Genomic DNA, 21,419 nt, shown 5'->3' with positions numbered 1-21,419 from the left:
AAAAGATCGCCGCCTTCGGCAGCGCCTACAGAAGATTGATGTCGTGTCTCAGGTCAGGCGTAGGACAGGTCTTTCTCTTGCAGTAACTCCTGATACAACTCGTTCCACTTGCGGCCCATTTCATCGGCAGTGAACAACTGCCGGTAACGCGCTTCGGCCTTCACTCCCATGGCGGCGGTACGCTCCGGGTTTTCCCACAAGGTGCGCATCGCCTCGCGAAACGCCTGTGGATTGCTCGGTGGCACCACCAGGCCGGTTTCGTTGTGGATATTGATGTAGCTGGTGCCGGTGCCGATTTCGCTGGAGATCATCGGCTTGCCGTACATGGCGCCTTCGAGCAGCGAGATACCGAACGCTTCGGAACGCAGGTGCGAGGGGAACACGATGGCGTAGCTCAGTTGCAGCAGGGCGACCTTGTCTTCATCGCCCAGGCGTCCGAGGAAGTGGATGTTGCGCAGACCCAACGCAGCAGCCTGGGCGTGCAGTTCCAGTTCCAGCGGCCCGGCACCGACGATCACCACCGGATAGTCCACGTCCTTCAAGGCGTCGAGCAGGATGTGCAGGCCCTTGTAGTAACGCATGACTCCCACAAACAGGAAAAACTTATCCCCAAGCTGCTGGCGCCAGCGGTTCATGCGTTCACTGTCGGCCTGTGGATAACCGGCCTTGTTCAAACCGTATGGAATCACCCGGGTCTTGTCCTGGAACTGCTGCAACACGTCGCTGGTGTGCAGGTAGTTCGGCGAGGCCGCGACAATCCGATCGGCGCTGGCGAGGAAGCGGTTCATCAGCGGCCGGTAGAGTTTGAGCAGATGCTTCTGGCGAATGATGTCCGAGTGGTAGGTCACCACGCTCGGTTTGTTCATGCCACTGGCGAAATGCACCAGGTCCATGAATGGCCACGGGAAGTGGTAGTTGACCACATCGGCTTCGGCGGCCAGTTCGCGAAACTGTTTGAACACACTCCAGGAGAACCCGGTGGAGGCGAACTGAATGTCGAGTCTGGCACGGTGTACTTCGTGCTGGCCCAGTTGCACCACGGGCGGCGTCGGGTCGGCGCTGAGGGTCAGGACCTGGCCGTCGATGCCGTGATGCGCGCCGCTCTCGCACAGCTGAAAGATCACCTGTTCGATACCGCCGACCGAGTCGGGCAAGTAGGTTTTGAAGAAATGAAGCACTCGCATTCAGCCTCCCATGGCCTGGCGGTAGGCACCGGCGGTGGCCTGTGCGCAACGTTCCCAGGAAAATAGCCGCGTCCGGTGCAATCCGGCTTCTCGGCAGACCTGCCAATGCGCTTGATCGTCGATCAGGCGATTCAGCGCATCGCGCAGGCCGTGTGCATCGTCAGGTTCAATATAGTTGCCGGCCGCGCCGGCGACTTCCGGCATGGCTGAAGACCGGGTCAGGATCACCGGGGTGCCGCTGGCCATGGCTTCCAGTACCGGCAGACCGAAGCCTTCGTACCGCGATGGAAACACCAGTGCCCGGGCGCCGGCCAGCAGTTGCGCCACCTGTTCATCGGGCAGATAGCCGAGCAGGCAAACGTGCCCCGACGCCAGCGCCTGGCGCAGTTCGTCGCTGAACTGGGTCTGTTGCCAGCCCGCCATGCCGACGATCAGCAGCGGAAAGCGCTGACGCACGGCCTCCGGCAGCAGGGCATGGGCACGCAGGGCCAGGCTCAGGTTCTTGCGCGGCTCCAGGGTGCCGACACACAGGAAATATTCGCGCGCGGCAACGGCATGCGCCTTGAGTACCGCCTCGATGGCCTGCGGTTCTCGTGGGTGGAAGCGCTCGGCTACACCCAGTGGCGCAACCACAAAGCGCTCGGCCGGCAGGCCGAAATAGGCTTGAGCCTCATCGGCAATCGCCTGTGAGTCGGTGATGATTCGCTGCGCCTGTTGCACACCAGCGGCCAGGCGCCGTTCGATTTCCTTGAGGCGCGCTGCGGGTTGGGTGTCAGGGAAATGCAGATGAGTCAGGTCGTGCAGAGTGATCACGGTCGGACCGTCGAAGGCCAGCGGCCACAGGCTCGGTTCGTGATACAGGTCGAGGTCTTGCGTACGGCCCTGATCGAAGCGTTTCTGCTCCAGCCAGCGTCGCGCCTGATAGGCCCCGGGGATCTGCCGTAGCAGCGGCGTCAGCCGCGAGTAGCCGGGCATGGCCGCATCCGGCAGGGCCGAGCTCCAGCCCCAGCCATGAAATAACGCCACCTCGACATCGGTGGTACTGCGCAAGGCGCGGACCAGTTCGGCGACGTAATGGCCGATGCCGGTGCGTGGCGCCTGAAGAATCCGCGCGTTAAGAGCAATGCGCATGCTGGCTCTCGGGCGCGGGCAGGGAATGGTTCAGGTTGCGCTCGATACGCTGGACCAGTTGCGCGCTCGCTTCACGCCAGCTCAGCCAGCGCCACTGGTCCAGGCCCATGGGTGCCGGAAACACCCCCGAGCGCTCCATTTCGATCACCAGGTCGGTGAGGCTCTGCGGGTTGTCCAGATCGAAATACGCCATGTAATCGCCGCCGATTTCGCGGAATACCGGAATGTCGCTGGCCATCGCCGGGAGTCCGCGTTGCATGGCTTCCACCAAGGGCAGGCCGAATCCTTCGACGTACGACGGGAACACCAGCGCGGTGGCATGGGAATAGGCGTGCTCAAGGCTTTTGTCCGACAACGTGTTGAACATGAACAGGCGACGGTTCAGTTGCGGATGCTGGCGGATCCGCTCGATCAGCGCCTCGCACTTCCAGCCGATTTTCCCGGCAATGCACAACCGCGCCGTGGAACCGGCCGCCCAGGCCCGTTCGAAGGCATCGAGCAGGTAGGCGTGGTTCTTGCGCGGTTCGATGGTGCTGACCATCAGGAACACCGGTTCCGGGGACTTGAACATGTTCAGCAGGCTGCGATCGATTTCAGAGGCGGCGTCGCTCAGGTCCAGTTCGGAACCCAGATGGAAATAGTCGAACCAGCGCTGCTGGACCTGTTGTGTGCCGATCCGGCGCAACATCTCCTGGCGCACCTGATCGCGAATGGTGGTCGAGATCGCGACATAGCCGTCAGCCGTGCGCGCGATCCAGTCAAACCAGTCGTTGAACACCTTGACCAGGCCTGCATCGCAAAACTGCGGATGGGTCAGCGGAATCAGGTCGTAGATGACCGAAACGATGCCCACGCCATCGCGTTTGAGCTGTTCGGCCAAAGGGAAAAAATTGGCGTGCCAGGATGAGTCGAGCAACACCAGTTGATCACCGGCCTGATGTTGCAAGGGCACGCAGCGCTCGGGCACGGGCTTGCCCTTGAGCAGGCGCGCGAGCACGCGCATCGGCAGGCTGAAACAGGCAAACGCCGTGAGCCGGCAGAGCACGTACAACACCCGTCGGGCGAAATGCGACCGGCTGAAAGGGCGGCGTCGTTCCAGGGCGCGATGGCGCAGCCAGAAGCCGTTGGCCCACTGTTCCAGTTTCACCCGCAGGCTGGTCAGATTGATTTTCGGCGTTTTTATCGGGGCCAGGCTTTTCACCTGATACAGGGCACCGTCGAGCATCACCACAGGGATGCATTCGCGCTCGGCGCTGGCGTCGGGCAACTGTTGAATGACGTTGCGCACCACCCGTTGAATGCCCGAGTTGGCGGACGGGTGTTCGAAGACGTACGTGCACTCCACCAACAGTCGTGTCATCGCGAGATCTCCTTGTCAGGCAATTGCTCTGTGCGTTCACGGGAACGGCTGATGTCGGTCCGGGCTTGCAGCCATGAGCAGCCGACGAAGTCTTCCTGACGATTGTTGATGACGTGGAAAACCAGACCGTAATCGCGCCATTCGAAGTTGCGGTCCAGGTGCGAGTCCAGGCGCGACAGGCTCAGCGCCACCGAATAGCTGCCCTTGCCCAGGCGCATGTCGAAGGTGAAGCGGAAGGTCACCTGTTCACCGGCACTCAGGTCGGTAATCGCCTGATCCTGACGGTGGGTATTGATGCCGTAGATCGCCTGGCCGAGGCGATCCTTGATCAGAAAGCCCAGCACCAGCCGCTCGATGTCCTCGCGTACCTCGGTTTGCACTTCCAGCACCACCGGCTGGCCGACTTCCGCGACCTCCAGGCTGCGGCCCTGAGCGTCGAGCAGGCGCACGCTGACAATCCCGGCCTCACCGGTGCCGGAAATGGTTTGCACCTGACCATTGGCGAGCATTTCCTGACGCACGATCTGGCCTTCGCGCTGGGCGAGCATGGCGTTGTAGTAGTCCATGACTTCTTCGGGTTTGCCGCGCATGGCCAGACGCCCGTTCTCCAGCAGGATCGCGGTGTCGCAGATCGACTGAATCGCCGAGCGGTCATGGGACACGATCAGCAGGGTGGTGCCGGCCTTGCGGAAGTTGCGGATGCGTTCAAAACTTTTGTGCTGGAAGTAGGCATCGCCCACCGACAGCGCTTCATCGACGATCAGGATGTCCGGACGGCGCGCGGTGGCGACGCTGAAGGCCAGGCGCATTTGCATGCCGCTGGAGTAGGTGCGCACCGGGTGATCGATGGCTTCGCCGATTTCGGCAAAGCTTTCGATTTGCGGCATCAGCGCTTCGATCTCTTCGACCTGCATGCCCAGCAACTGGCCGGCCATGAATGCGTTCTGGCGGCCAGTGAAGTCCGGGTGAAAACCCATGCCCAGTTCCAACAGGGCGGCGACGCGGCCTTGCAGTTGTATCTGCCCGCAGCTTGGTTGCGTGGTGCCGGTGATCATCTTCAGCAGGGTGCTTTTGCCCGCGCCGTTGACCCCAACAATGCCGACGGCTTCGCCGGGCTGGATCTCGAAATCGATGTCCTGCAGGACCCAGTGCAAGTGGTGCCGGGTGCCCGAAAACGGCACCAGCCACTCGAACAACCGGCTCCAGCGATTGGGGTATTGCTTGTAGGCCTTGCCCAGGCCACTGACGCGTATATGTCCCATCAGAGTTCATCCACCATTTCGCCGACACGTTGTCGGAACAGGCGCAGGGCCATGGCGCAGAACAGCAGGCCGATAATCAGCAACGGCATCAGCGACGGCCAGTTCGGCCACTGGTTGTAGAGGAACACGTTCTGGTAGCTGGTCATCAGCGCCGTCATCGGGTTGAGGCTGATCAGATGCTGGATGCCCGGCGGCAGGATCGACAGCGGATATACGATTGGCGTCAGCCAGAACCAGAACTGCAGGCAGATGCCGAACATCTGCCCGACATCACGGAAGAATACGTTGAGAATGCCGAGGATCATCCCCAGCCCGGCGGCGAAGATCACTTGCACGATCAGCAGTGGAATCAGCGCCAGCAAGGCCATGCCGGGCAGGCGTCCACTGATCAGCAGAAAGCCGAAGAACAGCGCCAGGATGATCGCGAAGTTGATCCCGGCGTTGAGCAGCGCAATCACCGGCAGGCAAATGCGCGGGAAGCTGATCTTCTTCAGCAGGTTGGCGTTTTCCAGAAACATGCTCTGGCTGCGCGAGGTGATTTCCGCAAACAGCCCCCAGGTCAGCAGGCCGGCGCACAGGTACACGCTGTAGGCCAGGCCGTCATCCACACCCGGCAGGCGCGCGCGCATGATCTGGGAAAAGATCACCGTGTACACAACGATCATCGATAACGGATTGAGCACGGTCCACAACGCGCCGAACAGCGAATTGCGATAACGCGCCTGAAACTCGCGTTTGACGCTGCCGAGGATGAATCCGCGGTAGCTGCGCAGCGAGCGGTACAGGGAAAGCAGCATCAAACCGTCCTGCCGTATTGGTCTTCGAAGCGCACGATGTCATCTTCACCCAGGTATTCGCCGCTTTGTACCTCGATGATCACCAGGTCGATCACGCCGGGGTTTTCCAGGCGATGCCGGTGCCCGGCGGCAATGAACGTCGATTCGTTCTTGGCCACCAGATGGGTACCGGTGCCGTTGTTGGTGACCTTGGCCATGCCTTCGACCACCACCCAGTGTTCGTTGCGGTGATGGTGCATTTGCAGCGACAGCTTGCCGCCGGGCTTGACCACGATGCGCTTGATCTTGAAGCGCGGGCCTTCCTCGAGCACGGTGTAGGTGCCCCACGGGCGGCTGACCGTACGGTGCAGGCGATAGGCTTCGTGAGATTTGTCCTTGAGTTGCTTGGCCACGCGTCGTACATCCTGGGCCCGGTCGGCATGGGCCACCAGCACCGCGTCGGCGGTGTCGACGATAATCAGGTTATCCACGCCGACAGCGGCCACCAGCCGGCCTTCGCTCTGCACGAAATTGTTGTGACTGTCGATAAAGATCGCTTCGCCGCTGGCGCGATTGTTGTCGGCATCGGCCGGTACCAGCGCTGCCACGGCGCCCCATGAACCGATGTCGCTCCAGTCGAAACCGGCGGGCACCACCACGACTTTTTCCGAGCGTTCCATCAACGCGTAATCGATGGAAATGTCGGTGATTTCAGCGAACAGGTCCGATGACAGTTCCTGTTGCAGGCAGCCGACAGTTTCCACCGGGGCGCTGGCAGCCATGCAGGCGCGGGTCTGTTCCAGCAGCTCTGGCGCGTGCAGTTGCAGCTCGTTGATCAGGGTGGCAGTGGTGAAGCAGAACATGCCCGAGTTCCACAGGAAGTTGCCGCTTTCCAGGTAATGCGTGGCGGTCTGCAGATCGGGTTTCTCTACGAAGCGCTGCACTTTGGCCGCGCCTTTGGCATCCAGTGGTGCACCGGTCTCGATGTAGCCGAAGCCGGTTTCCGGCGCGGTCGGCACCACGCCGAAGGTCACCAGATAACCGTCCTTCGCCAGATTGACGGCGTGTTCGACGGCGCTCTTGAGTGCTTCCTGATTGACGATCAAATGGTCGGCCGGCATCACCACCATGATGGCGTCGTCACCGTGCAATGCCTGCAGCGACAGGGCGGCGGCGGCAATCGCCGGGGCGGTGTTGCGTCCGGTCGGCTCCAGCAGGAAGTGCCCGCGATGGCGCGATACGTGAGCAGCGCAATAGTGATCCTTGCTCTGGAAGTAGTACTCGCGGTTGGTCACCGTGACGATGTCGCCCCAACCGTCCAGCAATGCAGCGGCACGCTGATAGGTCTTGCCCAGCAATGACTGGCCGTCGGGCAGGGCCATGAACGGCTTGGGATGGCCTTCGCGGGACACCGGCCACAAACGCGTACCGGCACCGCCGGACAGAATCACGGGAATGAGCATGACCTACTCCTTGGCGACGCGTTTCATGTCCGCATCCATCATCATGCGGATCAGGGTGTCCAGGTCGGTTTTCGGTTTCCAGCCCAGCACACGCTGCGCCTTGGCCGGGTTGCCGAGCAGCACTTCAACTTCGGCCGGGCGGAAGAACGCCGGATCGATTTTCACGTAGTCGCGGTAGTTCAGGCCGACGTGATCGAAGGCGATGCGGCACATTTCGCGCACGGTGGTGGTGACGCCGGTGGCGACCACGAAATCGTCAGGCTTGTCCTGTTGCAGCATCAGCCACATGGCCTCGACGTAGTCACCGGCAAAACCCCAGTCGCGTTTGGCGTCGATGTTGCCCAAGGCCAGTTCCTGTTGCTTGCCCTGCTTGATACGGGCAGCGGCGTCGGTGACCTTGCGGGTGACGAATTCAATGCCGCGCAGTGGCGATTCGTGGTTGAACAGGATGCCGCTGCTGGCGTGCAGGTCGAAACTCTCGCGGTAATTGACGGTGATCCAGTGGCCGTAAAGTTTGGCCACGCCGTAGGGGCTGCGTGGATAGAACGGGGTGTTCTCGTCCTGTTGCTCGGCCTGGATCAGACCGAACATTTCGCTGGTGGAGGCCTGATAGAAACGGGTGTGCGGACTGAACTGACGGATCGCTTCGAGCAGGTGGGTCACGCCCAGGCCATCGACGATGCCGGTGGTCACCGGTTGATTCCAGGACGCGGCGACAAAACTTTGCGCGGCCAGGTTGTAGACCTCGTCCGGTGCCGACTGGATGACTGCGCGCTGCACCGAGCAGGCATCGGCCATGTCACCGTCCAGGTAGACGATGTCGGCTTCGACGCCCATCTCACGCAGGCGCCAGCGCGAATCGCTGCTGCGCCGTGCGACCAGACCGTGAACCTTGTAGCCTTTGTCGAGCAGCAGTCTGGCCAGATAAGCGCCGTCCTGGCCGGTGATCCCTGTGATCAGTGCACTTTTCATTCTTGTCGTACTCGCTGCTCCCAGTCGGACAGGATCGCCCGCAGGGATTGTTGTGTTGTGATTTCAGGCGTCCACCCCGTGGTCCGGGCCAGCCTGGCGTGACTGCCGCAAACGCGACGCTGATCGGCACGGCGCATGCGCGCCGGATCCTGGACGAGTTGCAGGTCGACCTCGGCGAGGACGCCCATCTGCTCGATCAAACTACGGATACTTTGCTCGCGGCCCGAGCAGATGTTGTAGACCTGCCCCGGGGTGCCTTTTTCCAGCAGTGCGAAATAAGCCGAGATCACATCGCCGACATCGAGAAAGTCCCGCGTGACGTCGATGTCGCCGACCTCCAGTTGCGGGGCTTGCAGACCTTGTTTGATGCGGTTGATCTGGCGCGCAGCACTGGCGATGACAAAGTTGTCTTTCTGCCCGCTGCCGATGTGGTTGAACGGCCGCGCCACCAGCACCGGCCAGCCTTCGCTCAGGCCCCATTGCAGGCTGAGAAACTCCGCTGACAGTTTGCTCACCGCATACGGATTGCGCGGGCAGGGCGGTTGGAGTTCGGTGATGGGCAGGGCGCTTTCGGCAACTTGACCATAGACGTCGCCGGAGCTGACATACAGGAAGGTCCCCTGAAATCCGCGCGCCTTGAGCGCCTGCAACAGATTGAGGGTACCGAGCAGATTGATTTCGAGGGTGCGGGCCGGGTCGCGGAAGGCTTCGGGAACGAAGGTCTGGCCGGCCAGGTGAATCACCGCGTCGGGCAATTGCGGCCACAGGTCGGCGAGGCTTTGCGGTGCCGTGAGATCGTAGGGGGTGGCGGCGGGCAGCAGTTCCCATGTCGAATCAGGCTGTGCCAGACGCGACTGGAGATGTTGTCCCACGAATCCACTCAGGCCCGTGACGAACAGACGCTTTTTCAAACAGCGACCCCTTGGTCTTAAACTTTCGCCACTTTCCCACAGGCTTTGAGGAGAAGTCTGTCAGGCCGGATGAAAAAGACCGACATGGAGACAGGCGAAGTCATTGTTGTAGTTGTTTGTTACCAATCTGTGCCAATTGCGCAGCAATTTCAACAGCGCAAACCGTGACCGGTCAGTTCTCGTCAGCGTAGCCCGATTTATTCTCGTCGGGCGGTTCCCGGATTCACGAAGGATGTGTTTAGAATGGCCCTCGTCGCCATCTCCCCGGGGTCGCCGGGGTTGTTGCGCAACAGGGTGAAACCAGCCACTAAAACAAGAACGAAGACGAGCTCCATGACGAAGGACGAGCAGCGGTGATCCCGACTCGATCCAGCGCCTGGCCGTCATAGCGTGAAACTGCCGGGATGGTGGTTTCACCGTGGGATGCCATGAATTTCATTCTTTACTCGGACGTCAACGACCGCTCCATCAGCCAGAGTCTGGGGCGTCCGGAATACAGCTATTACTTCGTGCTCAAGGCCTACCGTCCCGTGCTGGAAAGCCTTGGGCAAGTGCACGTCGTCTCGTCGGCGGCCGAAGTCGACCCGTTGTACCGGCAACTGCAACTGGCCGGTCAGGACTGCCTCTTCGTTTCGTTTGCTCCACCGCATAAAACCCCGACTGACCTGCAATGCCCCGTGGTTTGCGTGATCGCCTGGGAGTACGACTCGATTCCGGTCGACCCTCGCGATGATGACTCCCGTCACGACTGGAGCCGGATCCTGGCCCGCCATGGTCGTGCGATCACCTTGTCCAGGCACACGGCACAAGCCATTCGCCGGGCCCTGGGCGAAGATTTCCCCGTGCTGGTGTTGCCGACCCCGTTGTGGGAAGGCTTCGCCGGCGTGCGCCAGCAATACCCTGCTGCACCGGTGAACCCGGGCGCGTTGTTGCAGATCAAGGGCTGCATCATCGACAGCCGCACCCTCGGGTTGTCTGCCGATGGATTGATTGCACCCACGCCCAACGAGCAGGCAGTGGAGGCCTGCGAGCCGGTCGAGGTCGCTGCGCCGTCCGAACCTGCCCCTCCACCACCGGAGCTGACCCTGCGCCGGCGTGCGTTCATCACCAGGCATTACTTGCGCGAAGGCTGGCGGGCGGCTGCGGCCCCCAACGAACACCGACTGCTGTTTCTGCTCAAGCACAATCTGCTGTTGTGGTATCGCGAAGCCGTGCGCGATTTGCTGCCGATCGCCCTGCGCCGTCACTTGTTCCGCTTGCGCGCACCTGCTCCCGCAGTCTTGCCGCCGGACGCTGGCAACAGCGAAGCGCCCGCGGTGGTCGAGCATCCGCAGGCCAGCCTGCCGGACACCACCGCCACGGTGCAGACCGAGGTCAGCGGTGTGGTGTATGTGAGCGTGTTCAACCCCGAAGACGGGCGCAAGAACTGGCATCACCTGATCACGGCATTCTGTTGGGCCATGCGCGACGTCGAAGATGCCACGCTGGTGTTGAAGATGACGCAGAACGATCTGACGACCTATTACGTGCATCTGATTACCTTGTTGTCGCAGCTCTCGCCATTCGCCTGCCGGGTGGTGGTCATGCACGGTTACTTGCAGGATGAGGAGTTTGCCAGGCTTTACGGTGCGGCCAGCTTTTACGTCAACGCGTCCCGTTGCGAAGGCTTGTGCCTGCCGCTGATGGAGTTCATGTCCTGTGCCCGTCCGGTGATTGCACCGGACCACACGGCGATGCACGACTACATCGATGAACGCGTCGGCTTCATCGTCAAGTCCAGCCGCGAGCCGACGATCTGGCCGGACGACGTGCGGATTCTCTATCGCACCCTGCGCCATCGCCCGGACTGGGGCTCGTTGAAAACGGCCTACGAAAACAGTTACGCCATGGCCAAAAACGACCCGGTGGCCTATCAGGTCATGGCCCTGGCCGCCAATGAACGCATGCGCGAGTACTGCAGTTTTGCCCCGGTGCAGCAGCGTCTGGCGCAATTTCTTCAGCTGACGCCGAGTGCAAGCCCACAGCTGATCGCCGAGGCGGGGACTGCATCATGCTGATCATCATTCATTCGGAAACCAACAAGAGCAACATCCAGCAGAACCTCGGACGTCCCGAGTACAGCTACTACTTTGTGCTCAAGGAATTCCGCCCCGTGCTCGAGCGCCTGGGGCAAGTCATTGAGGTGAGCAACCCGGACGAACTGGTCGATCGGCTGTACTTCGATTGCCTGAGTCGCGGCGAAGCGTGCGTGTTCCTGTCGTTCTCGCCGCCGCATCGCACGCCGATTCATTACGCCTGCCCGACCATCCCGGTATTTGCCTGGGAGTTCAGCACCATCCCCACCGAGAGCTGGCACGGCGAACCGCGTCACGACTGGCGTGTGGTCTTGAACGCCTGTGGCATGGCGATTACCCATTCGAGTTTCACGGTCGATGCCGTCCGTGACGTGATGGGCGCGGACTACCCGATCTGCGCGATTCCTGCACCGGTGTGGGATCGCTTCGCCGCCCGTGGCGCGCAGTTGCGCAAGCAGCCAGTGGTCGAAGCCGTGCAGTTGAAGCTGCGCGGCCTGTTGCTCGACAGCCGTACTGTAGATCTGCGCGCCTACGGTCCACCGGGATTGTGCGAAGGCACGCCGCTGTCGTTTGCCGGGCCGGCGCAGGACTGCCAGTTGCAGCTGGACGGCGTGGTTTACACCTCAGTGTTCAACCCGTACGACGGGCGCAAGAACTGGCAGGACATGATCAGCGGGTTTTGCACCACATTCCGTGACGTCGCCGATGCCACCCTGGTGCTGAAGCTGACGCACCATGACATCGCCAATGCCCTGAACGACATGCTGCATCACCTGTACAAGAACCAGTCCTACCAGTGCCGGATCGTGCTGATCCACGGTTATCTGGCGGACGCCGATTACGAAGCGCTGGTGCAGGCCACCAGCTACGTGGTCAACAGTTCCTATGGCGAAGGGCAGTGCCTGCCGCTGATGGAATTCATGTCCTGTGGCAAACCGGCGATTGCGCCGCTGAACACGGCGATGGCCGACTACGTCGACAGCGACAATGCGTTCATTGTCGATTCCACCGACGAGCTCACGGCCTGGCCCCATGATCCACGGGCAGCCTACCGCACCTTGCGCTACATGACTGATTGGGACTCGTTGTGCGCGGCGTATCGCGCCAGTTACGAGGTGGCCAAAAACGACGTCGAACGCTATGCGCGGATGTCCGAACATGCCGTTCACAACCTGCAGCGGTTCTGCAGTCAGGCGAGTGCCGAACAGCGTCTGCGGACATTTTTTGCCCAGCGCGCGCAGGCCCTCGAGCCGTTGTCCGTGGAAGTTTCGAGCGCATGATCCGGCGCCTGCTCGCACGCTTGCGCCCGGCACCGTTGCCTGTTGCATCTGCACCTGAGCCACTCGCTCAGGTCTCGCCACGGGACGTGGGCCTGCATGACGCGATCCTCGACGGCTGGTTTTTGCCCGACAGCGGCGAATTGCTCAAGGGCTTCGCCATCACGGCTGACGACACCTTGCTCGACGTCGGTTGCGGCGAAGGCGTAGCGACGTTGTTCGCCGTGCGGCAGGGCGCGTCGGTGATTTTCACCGACAGCGAACATGACAAGGTCCGCGATCTGGCGCGGCAGGTTGAAGCGCAGAGCAACAAACCTAATCTGGGCCTGGTCAGCAACAGCCTGCCATTGCCGCTGGCCGCCGGTTGCGCCAGCAAAGTGGTGTGCATGGAAGTGCTGGAGCACATCGATCAGCCGGAGCCGTTCATGGCCGAACTGGTGCGCATGGGCCGCCCCGGCGCGCAGTATCTGCTGAGTGTCCCGGCGCCGGTGGGCGAGCACCTGCAGCAGGGCATCGCCCCGGCCAGTTATTACCAGACACCCAATCATGTGCAGATTTTCACCGAGCAGCGCTTTGCCGAACTGGTGAAGAACGCCGGGCTGGTGATCGAGCATCGGCAGGCCAGCGGGTTCTTCTGGGTGATGGGCATGATCTTCTTCTGGGCCAGCGAACGCGCCGCCGGCCGTGACCTCGGTGGCGCGGTGCGCGACCGGATTCAGGCGCCGTACCCGCCGCTGATGGAGAGCTGGGCGCGTACCTGGCAGGACCTGCTGGCGCAGCCCGACGGCCTGGTCATCAAGCAACTGCTCGACCGCTTCATGCCCAAGAGCCAGGTGATCATCGCCCGCAAACCGCTGGCTGGCGAAACACGCGCCGGGAGTCAGCCGTGAGCGCCAAGCGGATCATGGACATCGAGGTGCTGCGTGCCATCGCTGTCCTCGGCGTGCTGTTCCATCACCTGCAGGGCAGCCTGTTCACCGACACCGTGCCACTGCTGGAAAAAGTCCACGCCTGGGCGCAACCGTGGTGGGGCGTCGATCTGTTTTTCGCGATCTCCGGTTTTGTCATCGCCCGCAGCCTGATCCCCGCGCTGCGAGGCTGCACGACGCGTCAGGAATATTGGCAACAGACGCGTAATTTCTGGCTGCGTCGGGTGTTTCGCCTGTTGCCCTCGGCCTGGTTATGGCTGGCGCTGATCCTGCTGGCGTGCATGTTTCTCAATCGCTCTGGCGCTTTTGGCAGCCTGCCCGCCAACCTGCAGGCGACGCTGGCGGGGGTGTTGCAGTACGCCAATTTCCGCTTTGCCGACAGCTTCTTTCATTACGAGTACGGCAGCAGTTTCGTCTACTGGAGCCTGGCCCTGGAGGAGCAGTTTTACCTGCTGTTCCCGCTGCTGATTCTGGTGTGCCGCAGGCATCTGGTCTGGGCCTTGCTGGCACTGATTGCGGTGCAACTGTTCACCTTGCGCACGCCGTTGCTGATGGTGGTGCGCACCGACGCACTGGCGCTGGGTGTGCTGCTGGCGATGTGGAGTGCGCAACCTTCGTACTGGCGCTGGCAGCCGACGTTTCTGCGGCGTCCGTGGGCCGGCGTGTCAGTGCTGATCGGTGTGGCGCTGCTGATGAGTTACATGGCCACCGACCGTTTCACCTTCGCGCCTTATCGCATCGGCTCGATTGCCGTGCTCGGTGCGCTGCTGGTGTGGATTGCCTCGTACAACCGCGATTACCTGCTGCCGGCGGGCCATCTGCAACGGCTGATGGCGTGGATCGGCAGCCGTTCCTACGGCATTTACCTGATTCACATCCCGGCCTATCTGCTGGTGCGTGAGCTGATCTTCCGCTTGCAGGCTGCCGGTTTGCCGAGCCCGGCCGGGCACCCGATTCTGACTTTGCTGATCGCCTTTGGCCTGATCGTGCTGCTCAGCGAGCTGAACTACCGCTTCATCGAAATGCCGATGCGCAATCGTGGGGCTGCCCTGGTGCGGCGCCTCGACACGTCCCGAACTGCCGTTTCATCTCCCGGAGCCACCTCATGCTGAGCCTATTGAAGAAACTCACGGCGGCGACGCCTGCACCGGCCCCCGCGCAACCTGCCGCCCCGGTGGCGGACAAGGTCGATCCGTACATGCTCGGCCTCTACGACGCCAAGCTCAGCGGCTGGTTCAACCAGGAAACCGGCGAGCTGTTCAAGGGCTTTCCGGTGACCGCCGATGACACCCTGCTCGATGTCGGCTGTGGTGACGGCGGTAATGTGCATTTCTGCGGCATGCGCGGGGCGAAGATCATCATTGCCGACATCGACGGCGCCAAGGTCGAGGCCACCCGCCAACGCCTGAGCGATACCCCGGCGCGCAGCGTCGAGTGCCACGTCACCGACTGCAACCCGTTGCCGATTGCCGACGGCACCGCTACCCGGGTGGTGTCCACCGAAGTCATCGAGCACGTCGACGACCCGGCACAGTTCCTCGCCGAACTGGTGCGGGTCGGCCAGTCCGGTGCGCTGTACCTGCTGAGCGTGCCGCACCCCAGTTCCGAAGACTTGCAGAAGGACATTGCAGCGCCGGAGTATTTCCGCAAGCCCAACCACATTCGCATCATCAGCGAAGCGCAGTTCAAGGCGATGGTCAGCGACGCCGGGCTGGAGATCATCAGCCACAGCCAGTACGGTTTTTACTGGTCGATGTGGATGCTGCTGTTCTGGGAAGCCAAGGTCGATTTCAGCAACCCGGATCACCCGTTGCTCAATCATTGGGCCGACACCTGGCAAGCGGTACTCGACTCGCCCCGTGGCGCGCAGATCAAGCAAGCGCTGGATGCGGTGGTGGCGAAAAGTCAGGTGATCATTGCCCGCAAGCCCTGAGTCACTCCTACAGGGAATTGTGTACCCTGCATTTTTGTATCGGCAGGGAATAGGCATTTCATGCGGTTCGGCTTTTCGATTTTGATCGCGGCGCTGCTGCTCGCTGCTTGCGAGCGGCATGACGCCCCCGCCCTCGATCAACAACTTTATATCTGGCAACGCCAATGGACCCCGGCCCATGACGCCGCCCTGCGCGACAGCCGCGAGAGCTTCTCGACACTGCGTGTGCTGGCCTTGCAGGCCTTTCCCAATGACGGCTGGCATCGGGCGCGAATCGATGCGCCGTTGCTCAAGCACGACGGCCGGCCGCTGATTGCGGTGATTCGCCTCGACGGCCAGCTCAAGGGGCTGGATCAGGCGCAGGTCACGGCGCAGATTCTTCAGGTTGTCGTCGACTGGCAGACGCAGGGGCTGACCCTGAGCGGCGTCGAGATCGACCATGATGCCGGCAACGCGCGCCTGCCGGATTACATCGAGTTCCTCACGCATCTGCGTTCCGCATTGCCCGCGTCGTTGCCGCTGAGCATCACCGCGCTGCCAGCATGGCTCGGCAGTCCACAGTTGCCGACGTTGCTGGCCACGGTCGACAGCAGCGTGCTGCAGGTGCATGCCGTCAGTGATCCGCGCCGCGGCTTGTTCGATCCCGAGCAGGCGCGGCGCTGGGCCGACGACTGGGGCAAGGTCAGCCGCAAACCGTTCTATCTGGCGCTGCCGGCCTACGGTGTGGCGCTGCTGCCGGATGCTGGCGGGGCTCCGGTGGTGGAGAGTGAAGTGCCGGTCGAGCGCGATGGGCAACGCCGGGAGCTGCTCGCCGATCCGTTGCAACTGAGCACGCTCGCCAAGGCCCTGCGCGAAGACCCGCCGGCGCACCTGGCAGGGCTGATCTGGTTTCGCCTGCCGTTGCCCAATGACCGTCGGGCCTGGAGCCTGACCACGTTGCGCGCCGTGGCTCGCGGCGATGCGTTGAGCAGCCGGCTCGGTCTGACCTTCAGTGAATACGACGGTCTCTATGACATCCACCTCGCCAACCCGGGCAATCTCGACGCGGCCTGGCCTGCGCAGTTGCGCGTGAAGGCGCGCGGTTGTGAAGGCGCCGATGCGCTCGCCGGTTACTCGTTGCAACAGAGCGCGGATCTGCTTACCTTCACCCGCCTGCGTGACGGCCGATTTCCCGCGGGCGGACAACGCGCCATCGGTTGGGCGCGCTGTGCATTTATTGATCAAGGAGGTTCGCATGTTGACCCGTAACTGGCCCCGCCATCTGCTCTGCCTGAGCCTCAGCCTGCCGCTGGGTTCGGCGCTGGCCTGCGGCCCGGACTTCCCGATGCGTCTGCTCGACAATCGCGGGCAAACCCTGGCCGATCTGCCGGAGGGCAACTTCAACTTCGAGATCAGTCGCCTGGGCAAAACCATTGCCGGGCTGAAGAACATCACCGCGGCGACACACAACCCCGACGATCTGTACGGTGACGAGAGCGAGCCTGCTGCGGTTCGCGAAAAAGCCGAGCAGGTCGGTCTGAGCGCCGAGCAACAAGCATTGGTCAAGCAGCTGCGCGGCCTCACCGATGCACGTCAGGTCGAGGCTCAGGGCGCCAGTCTGCCGGCGGAAATCCGTCTGTATGTGGCTGGCGCGGTAGCGTTTGCCACGGGCGATCATCAACTGGCCGTCGAGTATTTCAACAAGGTGCTGGCGCTGCCGGCCGATCAGCGTCCGCTGCGCAGCACTTGGGCGGCGTATTCCCTGGGCCGGACCTGGTTTGCCATGAGTGCCGAGGCGGGCGATGCCATCGAAGCGCTGGAGCAGGCGCGCGAGGCGTTCCGTCAGACCCGGCAGATGAGCATCGATGGCTTGAGCGATCCGCTGGAACTCGGTGTGGCCAGCCTCGGCGAAGAGGCGCGGGTGCTGCGTACCGCTGGCGACTGGAATGGCGCCATCGAACTGTATGAAGCGCAGAACCTGCACGGCTCGGCCGTGGGTTACACCTCGCTGAAACAACTGATGAATGAACTGGCTGAGCTGCCTGAGAATGAACTGGCGGATTTGCTGCAGCGCAAAGCGGTGCAGCAGTTGGTGACGGCTTCCTTGGTCAGCCGGCTTGGCTGGTCGTACGGCGATGAACCACCGAACGAGAAAAAACTCGTCAAACTGCTGCAGAACAGCACGCGCGGCAGCCTCGAAAACGCGGATCGTCTGGCGGCATTGAGTTATCAACAGGGTGATTACGCCGGTGCCAAGGCTTTTCTCGAGAACGCCGGTGACGGCGGACTGGCGTGGTGGCTGCGGGCCAAACTGGCGGTGCGTGACGGTGACAGGAATGCTGCCGCTGCCGCCTATGCCAAAGCCGCGCAGGCCTTCCCGCAGAACGAGGACTGGGGCTACCGACGCACCCCGGACTGGGACTACGAAACCCTGCAGCCCAAATGCCGCGTCGAAGGTGAGAGTGCAATCCTCGCGCTGCAACGCGGCGAATACCTGCAAGCGTTCGTGCAGTTGTATCGCAGCAACAGCATCTATTGGTTCGACGCGGCGACGGTGGCCGAGCGCGTGCTGACGGTCGATGAGCTCAAGCGGTATGTCGATGACAACGTGCCGGCGCCGCCGGCGCTGACCCAGCAGCAGCGCGACAACTACGTGCCGCTGCCGGTCGCCGCCAGCCTGCGTAACCTGCTGGGGCGGCGTTTGCTGCGCGAAGGGCATTACGAGGAAGCGGTCGGCTATTTCGACAATCCCGATCTGCAACACAAGGCCCGGCTCTACGGCGAGCAGCGGATGAAGGCCGATGCCGCCTGGTGGCCGACCAAACGTGCCAGCGCCTTGTACAACGCGGCATGGACGGCGCGCGAATGGGGCATGGATATCCTCGGTTACGAGATGGCGCCGGATTACGCCACATTTGGCGGCAACTACAGCCTGGAAAACACCGAACTGAAAGGCGGGCCGCTGGTGGCCGAGGACGAAGTCCAGCGTCAGAAGGCCAGTCAGGCGCAGCCGAATGAGCGTTATCACTACCGCTTTGTCGCCACCGCGCTGGCTGGCCGTGCCGCCGACAACTTGCCGCACACCAGTCAGGCGTTTGCGGCGGTGTTGTGCAATGCCGCCGGTTTCAACAGCAGCCTGCAAGAGCAGAGCGCGCTGTATCGCCGTTACGTCAACGAAGGCCCTTACGTGCCGTGGGCGGTGGACTTCGGCAATCAGTGCCCGTACCCGGATTTCGAAAACGCCGACAAGCGTTACGTGACTCAGGTCACCGATGCGGTGCGCAATACGTTGCGCCCGTACAAGTGGCCGGTGGTCGGCGTCCTGGTGCTGCTCAGTGCTGGCGCGTTGGCGTTGATCCGTCGTCGTCGCAAGGCACGCAAGCCCTAGGCCTGCTGGACAAACGTCAGGCGTACGGCGAAGCCGATCAACAGGCTGCCGAACAGCCATTGCTGGACGCGCTGGGCGGTTGGACTGTGTTGCAGCCAACGGCCCAGTGCAGCACCGGTCAAGGCGTAGGCGCTGTCGAACAGCAGCCCGACGCCCACCAGCAACATGCCGAGGGTGGCAAATTGGGTCAGCACCGGTGCGCCGTCATTGACGATGAATTGCGGCAACAGCACCGAGCAGAACAGCAAGGCCTTGGGGTTGAGCAGATTGGTCAGCAAGCCACGGCGAATCGCTTCGCGCCATTGTCCGTGGGTGTCGGCGTCAGGGGCTGCATTGAGGTTCGGCAACAATGTGCTGCGCAGGCACTGAATGCCGATCCACAGCAGATACGCCGCGCCCGCCAGACGCACCAGATCAAACGTCCACGGCGCTGCCTTGAACAGCGCGGCCAGGCCCAACGCCGCCAATGCCACGTGACAGCCCCGGGCAATCCCCAGCCCCACGGCGGTCGCCAGCGCCGCGCTGCGACCTTGGCGGGCACCGGTTTGCAGCAACAGGATCATGTCCGGGCCGGGCAACAGGAAGACCACCGCCAATGCCAGAAAAAACAGCCAGATACTCGCCATGTCGCAGCCCTTTCGTGGTCGATTTGGTGAGCACAGTCTATGGCTGAAGGGTGGGGCAGGTGCTTGCGTAGTCGGCTTCAAAAAAACACAGGATTGGCATAACCTGCTTTCTTTTAGTGCTTTGACCATCAGGATCTGCCAACCATGAAACTCGACGCCTTTGATCGCAAGATTCTCGCCGCGCTGCAACGCAACGGACGGCTGAGCAACGTCGAGTTGGCAGATGAAATCGGGCTGTCGGCGTCACCTTGTTTGCGCCGGGTACGGATGCTGGAGGAGGCCGGGGTGATTCGCGGCTATCAGGCCAATCTGGATCGTGACGAGGTGGGGCTGGGGCTGACGGTGTTTGTCGGGGTCAAGGTCGAGCGACACAACGACGAACAGGCTGAAGCCTTTTACGCGGCTGTCACGGCGCTGCCGGAGGTGATCTCGGCGTTTCTGGTGTCGGGGGAGTCGGACTTTCTGTTGCAGGTGGTGGTGCCGGACCTGCGCGCGTATGACCGCTTTCTCAGCGGCTGCCTGCTGAAGCTGCCGGGGGTGAGTGACATTCGCAGCAACTTCGCGATTCACACGGTGAAGACCCCGGGGGCGCTGCCGTTGGGGCATCTACCGCTTTAGACCGAGTGGCCTTCATCGCCAGCAGGCTGGCTCCCACATTGATCGCGTTCCAATGTAGGAGTGAGCCTGCTCGCGATAGCGGTCGCCCATATCTTTGCTGACTACATCTGCGTCGCCATCCCCTCGACATTCATCGCCGCCTGCCGCAACGCTTCTGAACGCGTCGGGTGCGGGTGGCAGGTCAGGGCGATGTCTTCGGCCGATGCGCTGAATTCCATGGCCACGCAGTATTCGCCGATCATTTCGCTGACGCTCGGGCCGACCAGGTGCACGCCAAGGATCTCGTCCGTGCGTTCGTCGGCGAGGACTTTGGCGAAGCCTTCGGTTTCGTGGTTGATCTTCGCCCGGCTGTTGGCGGTGAACGGGAATTTGCCGACTTTGTAGGCACGCCCTTCGGCCTTGAGCTGCTCTTCGGTCTTGCCGACGCTGGCCAGCTCAGGTCGGGTATAGATGACGTTGGGGATCAGCTCGTAGTTGACCTCGCCGGCCTTGCCGACAATCTGTTCGACGCAGGCCATCGCCTCGTCTTCGGCCTTGTGCGCGAGCATCGGCCCGGACGTCACGTCGCCGATCACCCAGACGCCCTGCGCTTCGGTGCGGTGCTGGCGGTTGGCGAGCATGCCGCGCTTGTCGGTGGTCAGGCCCACATTCTCCAGGCCCAGACCCTGGGTGTACGGACGCCGGCCGATCGCGACCAGCACGTAGTCGGCTTCGAGCAATTCCGCGCTGCCACCGGCGGCGGGTTCGACGCTGAGCTGTACGCCGTTGGCCGAGGTCGTGGCGCTGGTGACCTTCGAACTCAACTTGAAGCTGATGCCTTGCTTGCTCAACGAACGCTGCAGGGTCTTGCCGGCCTCACCGTCGACACCGGGGCAGATGCGGTCGAGGTATTCGACCACGGTCACCTGGGCCCCGAGGCGGCGCCATACCGAGCCGAGTTCGAGGCCGATCACCCCGGCGCCAATCACCACCAGATGCTTGGGTACTTCACTCAGGGACAACGCGCCGGTGGAATCGAGGATGCGGTGGTTGTCGATCTCGACGCCGGGCAGGGGCGTGGGCTCGGAGCCGGTGGCGATGATGATGTCCTTGGCGCTCAGTTCGGTCTTGTTGCCTTGATCATCGGTCACCGTGACTTTGCCCGGGCCATCGATGTGGCCCCAGCCCTTGATCCATTCGACCTTGTTCTTGCGAAACAGAAACTCGATGCCTTTGGTCAGGCCGCTCACGCTCTCGTCTTTCTGTTTCATCATTTGCGCGAGGTTGAGCGTGGGTTTGACCTCGATGCCGAGGTTGGCGAATTCCGCACCCATGGCTGCGTCGTACAGCTCCGAGGCGTGCAGCAAGGCCTTGGACGGCATGCAACCGACGTTCAGGCAGGTGCCGCCCAACGTCGCGCGGCCTTCCACGCACGCGGCCTTCAGGCCCAGCTGGCCGGCGCGAATCGCCGCGTTATAACCACCGGGGCCGCCGCCCAGAATTACCACGTCGTAGTGACTCATGCTCTTGCTCCTCGTTGGGGATGCGGATCGCTA

At 62.3% G+C, this 21,419-nt stretch carries 18 protein-coding genes; 8 read left to right on the top strand and 10 right to left on the bottom strand.

The genetic code is table 11. The features are described from left to right. Positions 1-53: 53 nt before the first annotated feature. From NN484_RS06750 to NN484_RS06715, 8 genes are read right to left on the bottom strand one after another with little or no spacing between them, the layout of a single operon-like run. Positions 54-1,184, bottom strand: coding sequence for a glycosyltransferase family 4 protein (locus NN484_RS06750; RefSeq protein ID WP_127649526.1), 1,131 nt, complete (start codon positions 1,182-1,184; stop codon positions 54-56). Next, positions 1,185-2,315 (bottom strand): glycosyltransferase family 4 protein, encoded by a 1,131-nt coding sequence (locus tag NN484_RS06745; RefSeq protein ID WP_215500462.1) that lies wholly within the window; start codon positions 2,313-2,315, stop codon positions 1,185-1,187. Beyond that, complete coding sequence (locus tag NN484_RS06740; protein ID WP_215500463.1) at positions 2,299-3,675, bottom strand: glycosyltransferase family 4 protein; 1,377 nt, start codon at positions 3,673-3,675, stop codon at positions 2,299-2,301. The genes NN484_RS06745 and NN484_RS06740 overlap by 17 nt, the downstream gene beginning before the upstream one ends. Further along, positions 3,672-4,937, bottom strand: a complete 1,266-nt coding sequence (locus tag NN484_RS06735; RefSeq protein WP_215500464.1) for an ABC transporter ATP-binding protein — start codon at positions 4,935-4,937, stop codon at positions 3,672-3,674. The genes NN484_RS06740 and NN484_RS06735 overlap by 4 nt, the downstream gene beginning before the upstream one ends. Next, the gene (locus tag NN484_RS06730; RefSeq protein WP_215500465.1) at positions 4,937-5,734 is read right to left on the bottom strand and encodes an ABC transporter permease; all 798 of its coding nucleotides are present in this window, start codon (positions 5,732-5,734) and stop codon (positions 4,937-4,939) included. The genes NN484_RS06735 and NN484_RS06730 overlap by 1 nt, the downstream gene beginning before the upstream one ends. Next, complete coding sequence (locus NN484_RS06725) at positions 5,734-7,176, bottom strand: mannose-1-phosphate guanylyltransferase/mannose-6-phosphate isomerase (protein ID WP_215500466.1); 1,443 nt, start codon at positions 7,174-7,176, stop codon at positions 5,734-5,736. The genes NN484_RS06730 and NN484_RS06725 overlap by 1 nt, the downstream gene beginning before the upstream one ends. A gap of 3 nt (positions 7,177-7,179) precedes the next feature. Continuing rightward, positions 7,180-8,148 carry a GDP-mannose 4,6-dehydratase gene (gene gmd / locus NN484_RS06720; RefSeq protein WP_025112595.1) on the bottom strand — a complete coding sequence of 323 codons (969 nt, stop codon included), beginning with the start codon at positions 8,146-8,148 and terminating at the stop codon, positions 7,180-7,182. Continuing rightward, entirely contained in the window at positions 8,145-9,059 is a 915-nt protein-coding gene (locus tag NN484_RS06715) for a GDP-mannose 4,6-dehydratase (protein ID WP_127649532.1), read from the bottom strand. The genes gmd and NN484_RS06715 overlap by 4 nt, the downstream gene beginning before the upstream one ends. 428 nt (positions 9,060-9,487) lie before the next feature. Here NN484_RS06715 and NN484_RS06710 point away from each other — a divergent pair, with 428 nt between their 5' ends. The 7 genes from NN484_RS06710 to NN484_RS06680 are packed head-to-tail and all read left to right on the top strand — an operon-like array spanning position 9,488 to position 18,640. Then, positions 9,488-11,116, top strand: a complete 1,629-nt coding sequence (locus tag NN484_RS06710) for a glycosyltransferase (protein WP_274658773.1) — start codon at positions 9,488-9,490, stop codon at positions 11,114-11,116. Further along, entirely contained in the window at positions 11,110-12,414 is a 1,305-nt protein-coding gene (locus NN484_RS06705) for a glycosyltransferase (protein ID WP_215500468.1), read from the top strand. Before NN484_RS06710 ends, NN484_RS06705 begins: the two co-directional genes overlap by 7 nt. Next, positions 12,411-13,301, top strand: coding sequence for a class I SAM-dependent methyltransferase (locus NN484_RS06700; RefSeq protein ID WP_274658772.1), 891 nt, complete (start codon positions 12,411-12,413; stop codon positions 13,299-13,301). Before NN484_RS06705 ends, NN484_RS06700 begins: the two co-directional genes overlap by 4 nt. Then, on the top strand, positions 13,298-14,452 hold the full coding sequence (locus NN484_RS06695; RefSeq protein WP_274658771.1) for an acyltransferase family protein: 1,155 nt from the start codon (positions 13,298-13,300) through the stop codon (positions 14,450-14,452). Before NN484_RS06700 ends, NN484_RS06695 begins: the two co-directional genes overlap by 4 nt. After that, positions 14,446-15,273, top strand: a complete 828-nt coding sequence (locus tag NN484_RS06690) for a class I SAM-dependent methyltransferase (protein WP_127649537.1) — start codon at positions 14,446-14,448, stop codon at positions 15,271-15,273. Before NN484_RS06695 ends, NN484_RS06690 begins: the two co-directional genes overlap by 7 nt. Before the next feature lie 60 nt (positions 15,274-15,333). Continuing rightward, positions 15,334-16,521, top strand: coding sequence for a DUF3142 domain-containing protein (locus NN484_RS06685; RefSeq protein ID WP_274658770.1), 1,188 nt, complete (start codon positions 15,334-15,336; stop codon positions 16,519-16,521). Continuing rightward, complete coding sequence (locus NN484_RS06680; protein WP_274658769.1) at positions 16,508-18,640, top strand: tetratricopeptide repeat protein; 2,133 nt, start codon at positions 16,508-16,510, stop codon at positions 18,638-18,640. Before NN484_RS06685 ends, NN484_RS06680 begins: the two co-directional genes overlap by 14 nt. Here NN484_RS06680 and NN484_RS06675 read toward each other — a convergent pair. Next, the gene (locus NN484_RS06675; protein WP_274658768.1) at positions 18,637-19,266 is read right to left on the bottom strand and encodes a LysE family translocator; all 630 of its coding nucleotides are present in this window, start codon (positions 19,264-19,266) and stop codon (positions 18,637-18,639) included. The genes NN484_RS06680 and NN484_RS06675 overlap by 4 nt on opposite strands. A gap of 144 nt (positions 19,267-19,410) precedes the next feature. Between NN484_RS06675 and NN484_RS06670 the strand changes: the two genes are divergently transcribed. Then, positions 19,411-19,884, top strand: coding sequence for an Lrp/AsnC family transcriptional regulator (locus NN484_RS06670; protein WP_007960832.1), 474 nt, complete (start codon positions 19,411-19,413; stop codon positions 19,882-19,884). 101 nt (positions 19,885-19,985) lie between these two features. Here the strand turns inward: NN484_RS06670 and lpdA are convergent, their stop codons facing one another. After that, positions 19,986-21,386, bottom strand: coding sequence for a dihydrolipoyl dehydrogenase (gene lpdA, locus NN484_RS06665; protein ID WP_274658767.1), 1,401 nt, complete (start codon positions 21,384-21,386; stop codon positions 19,986-19,988). Between the last annotated feature and the right edge of the window lie 33 nt (positions 21,387-21,419).

The sequence above is a fragment of the Pseudomonas serboccidentalis genome (genome assembly GCF_028830055.1).
Classification (GTDB): Bacteria; Pseudomonadota; Gammaproteobacteria; order Pseudomonadales; family Pseudomonadaceae; genus Aquipseudomonas; species Aquipseudomonas serboccidentalis.
The sequence above is the reverse complement of the archived record's forward strand: the minus strand, read 5'-3'. Positions and strand labels throughout refer to the sequence as shown.

Coding starts and splice junctions, on each gene's coding strand:
- NN484_RS06725 (WP_215500466.1), bottom strand. CDS start 7,176: ATGCTCATTCCCGTGATTCTGTCCGGCGGTGCCGGTACGCGTTTGTGG.
- NN484_RS06735 (WP_215500464.1), bottom strand. CDS start 4,937: ATGGGACATATACGCGTCAGTGGCCTGGGCAAGGCCTACAAGCAATAC.
- NN484_RS06745 (WP_215500462.1), bottom strand. CDS start 2,315: ATGCGCATTGCTCTTAACGCGCGGATTCTTCAGGCGCCACGCACCGGC.
- lpdA (WP_274658767.1), bottom strand. CDS start 21,386: ATGAGTCACTACGACGTGGTAATTCTGGGCGGCGGCCCCGGTGGTTAT.
- NN484_RS06705 (WP_215500468.1), top strand. CDS start 11,110: ATGCTGATCATCATTCATTCGGAAACCAACAAGAGCAACATCCAGCAG.
- NN484_RS06750 (WP_127649526.1), bottom strand. CDS start 1,184: ATGCGAGTGCTTCATTTCTTCAAAACCTACTTGCCCGACTCGGTCGGC.
- NN484_RS06700 (WP_274658772.1), top strand. CDS start 12,411: ATGATCCGGCGCCTGCTCGCACGCTTGCGCCCGGCACCGTTGCCTGTT.
- NN484_RS06740 (WP_215500463.1), bottom strand. CDS start 3,675: ATGACACGACTGTTGGTGGAGTGCACGTACGTCTTCGAACACCCGTCC.
- NN484_RS06690 (WP_127649537.1), top strand. CDS start 14,446: ATGCTGAGCCTATTGAAGAAACTCACGGCGGCGACGCCTGCACCGGCC.
- gmd (WP_025112595.1), bottom strand. CDS start 8,148: ATGAAAAGTGCACTGATCACAGGGATCACCGGCCAGGACGGCGCTTAT.
- NN484_RS06730 (WP_215500465.1), bottom strand. CDS start 5,734: ATGCTGCTTTCCCTGTACCGCTCGCTGCGCAGCTACCGCGGATTCATC.
- NN484_RS06685 (WP_274658770.1), top strand. CDS start 15,334: ATGCGGTTCGGCTTTTCGATTTTGATCGCGGCGCTGCTGCTCGCTGCT.
- NN484_RS06680 (WP_274658769.1), top strand. CDS start 16,508: ATGTTGACCCGTAACTGGCCCCGCCATCTGCTCTGCCTGAGCCTCAGC.
- NN484_RS06675 (WP_274658768.1), bottom strand. CDS start 19,266: ATGGCGAGTATCTGGCTGTTTTTTCTGGCATTGGCGGTGGTCTTCCTG.
- NN484_RS06670 (WP_007960832.1), top strand. CDS start 19,411: ATGAAACTCGACGCCTTTGATCGCAAGATTCTCGCCGCGCTGCAACGC.
- NN484_RS06710 (WP_274658773.1), top strand. CDS start 9,488: ATGAATTTCATTCTTTACTCGGACGTCAACGACCGCTCCATCAGCCAG.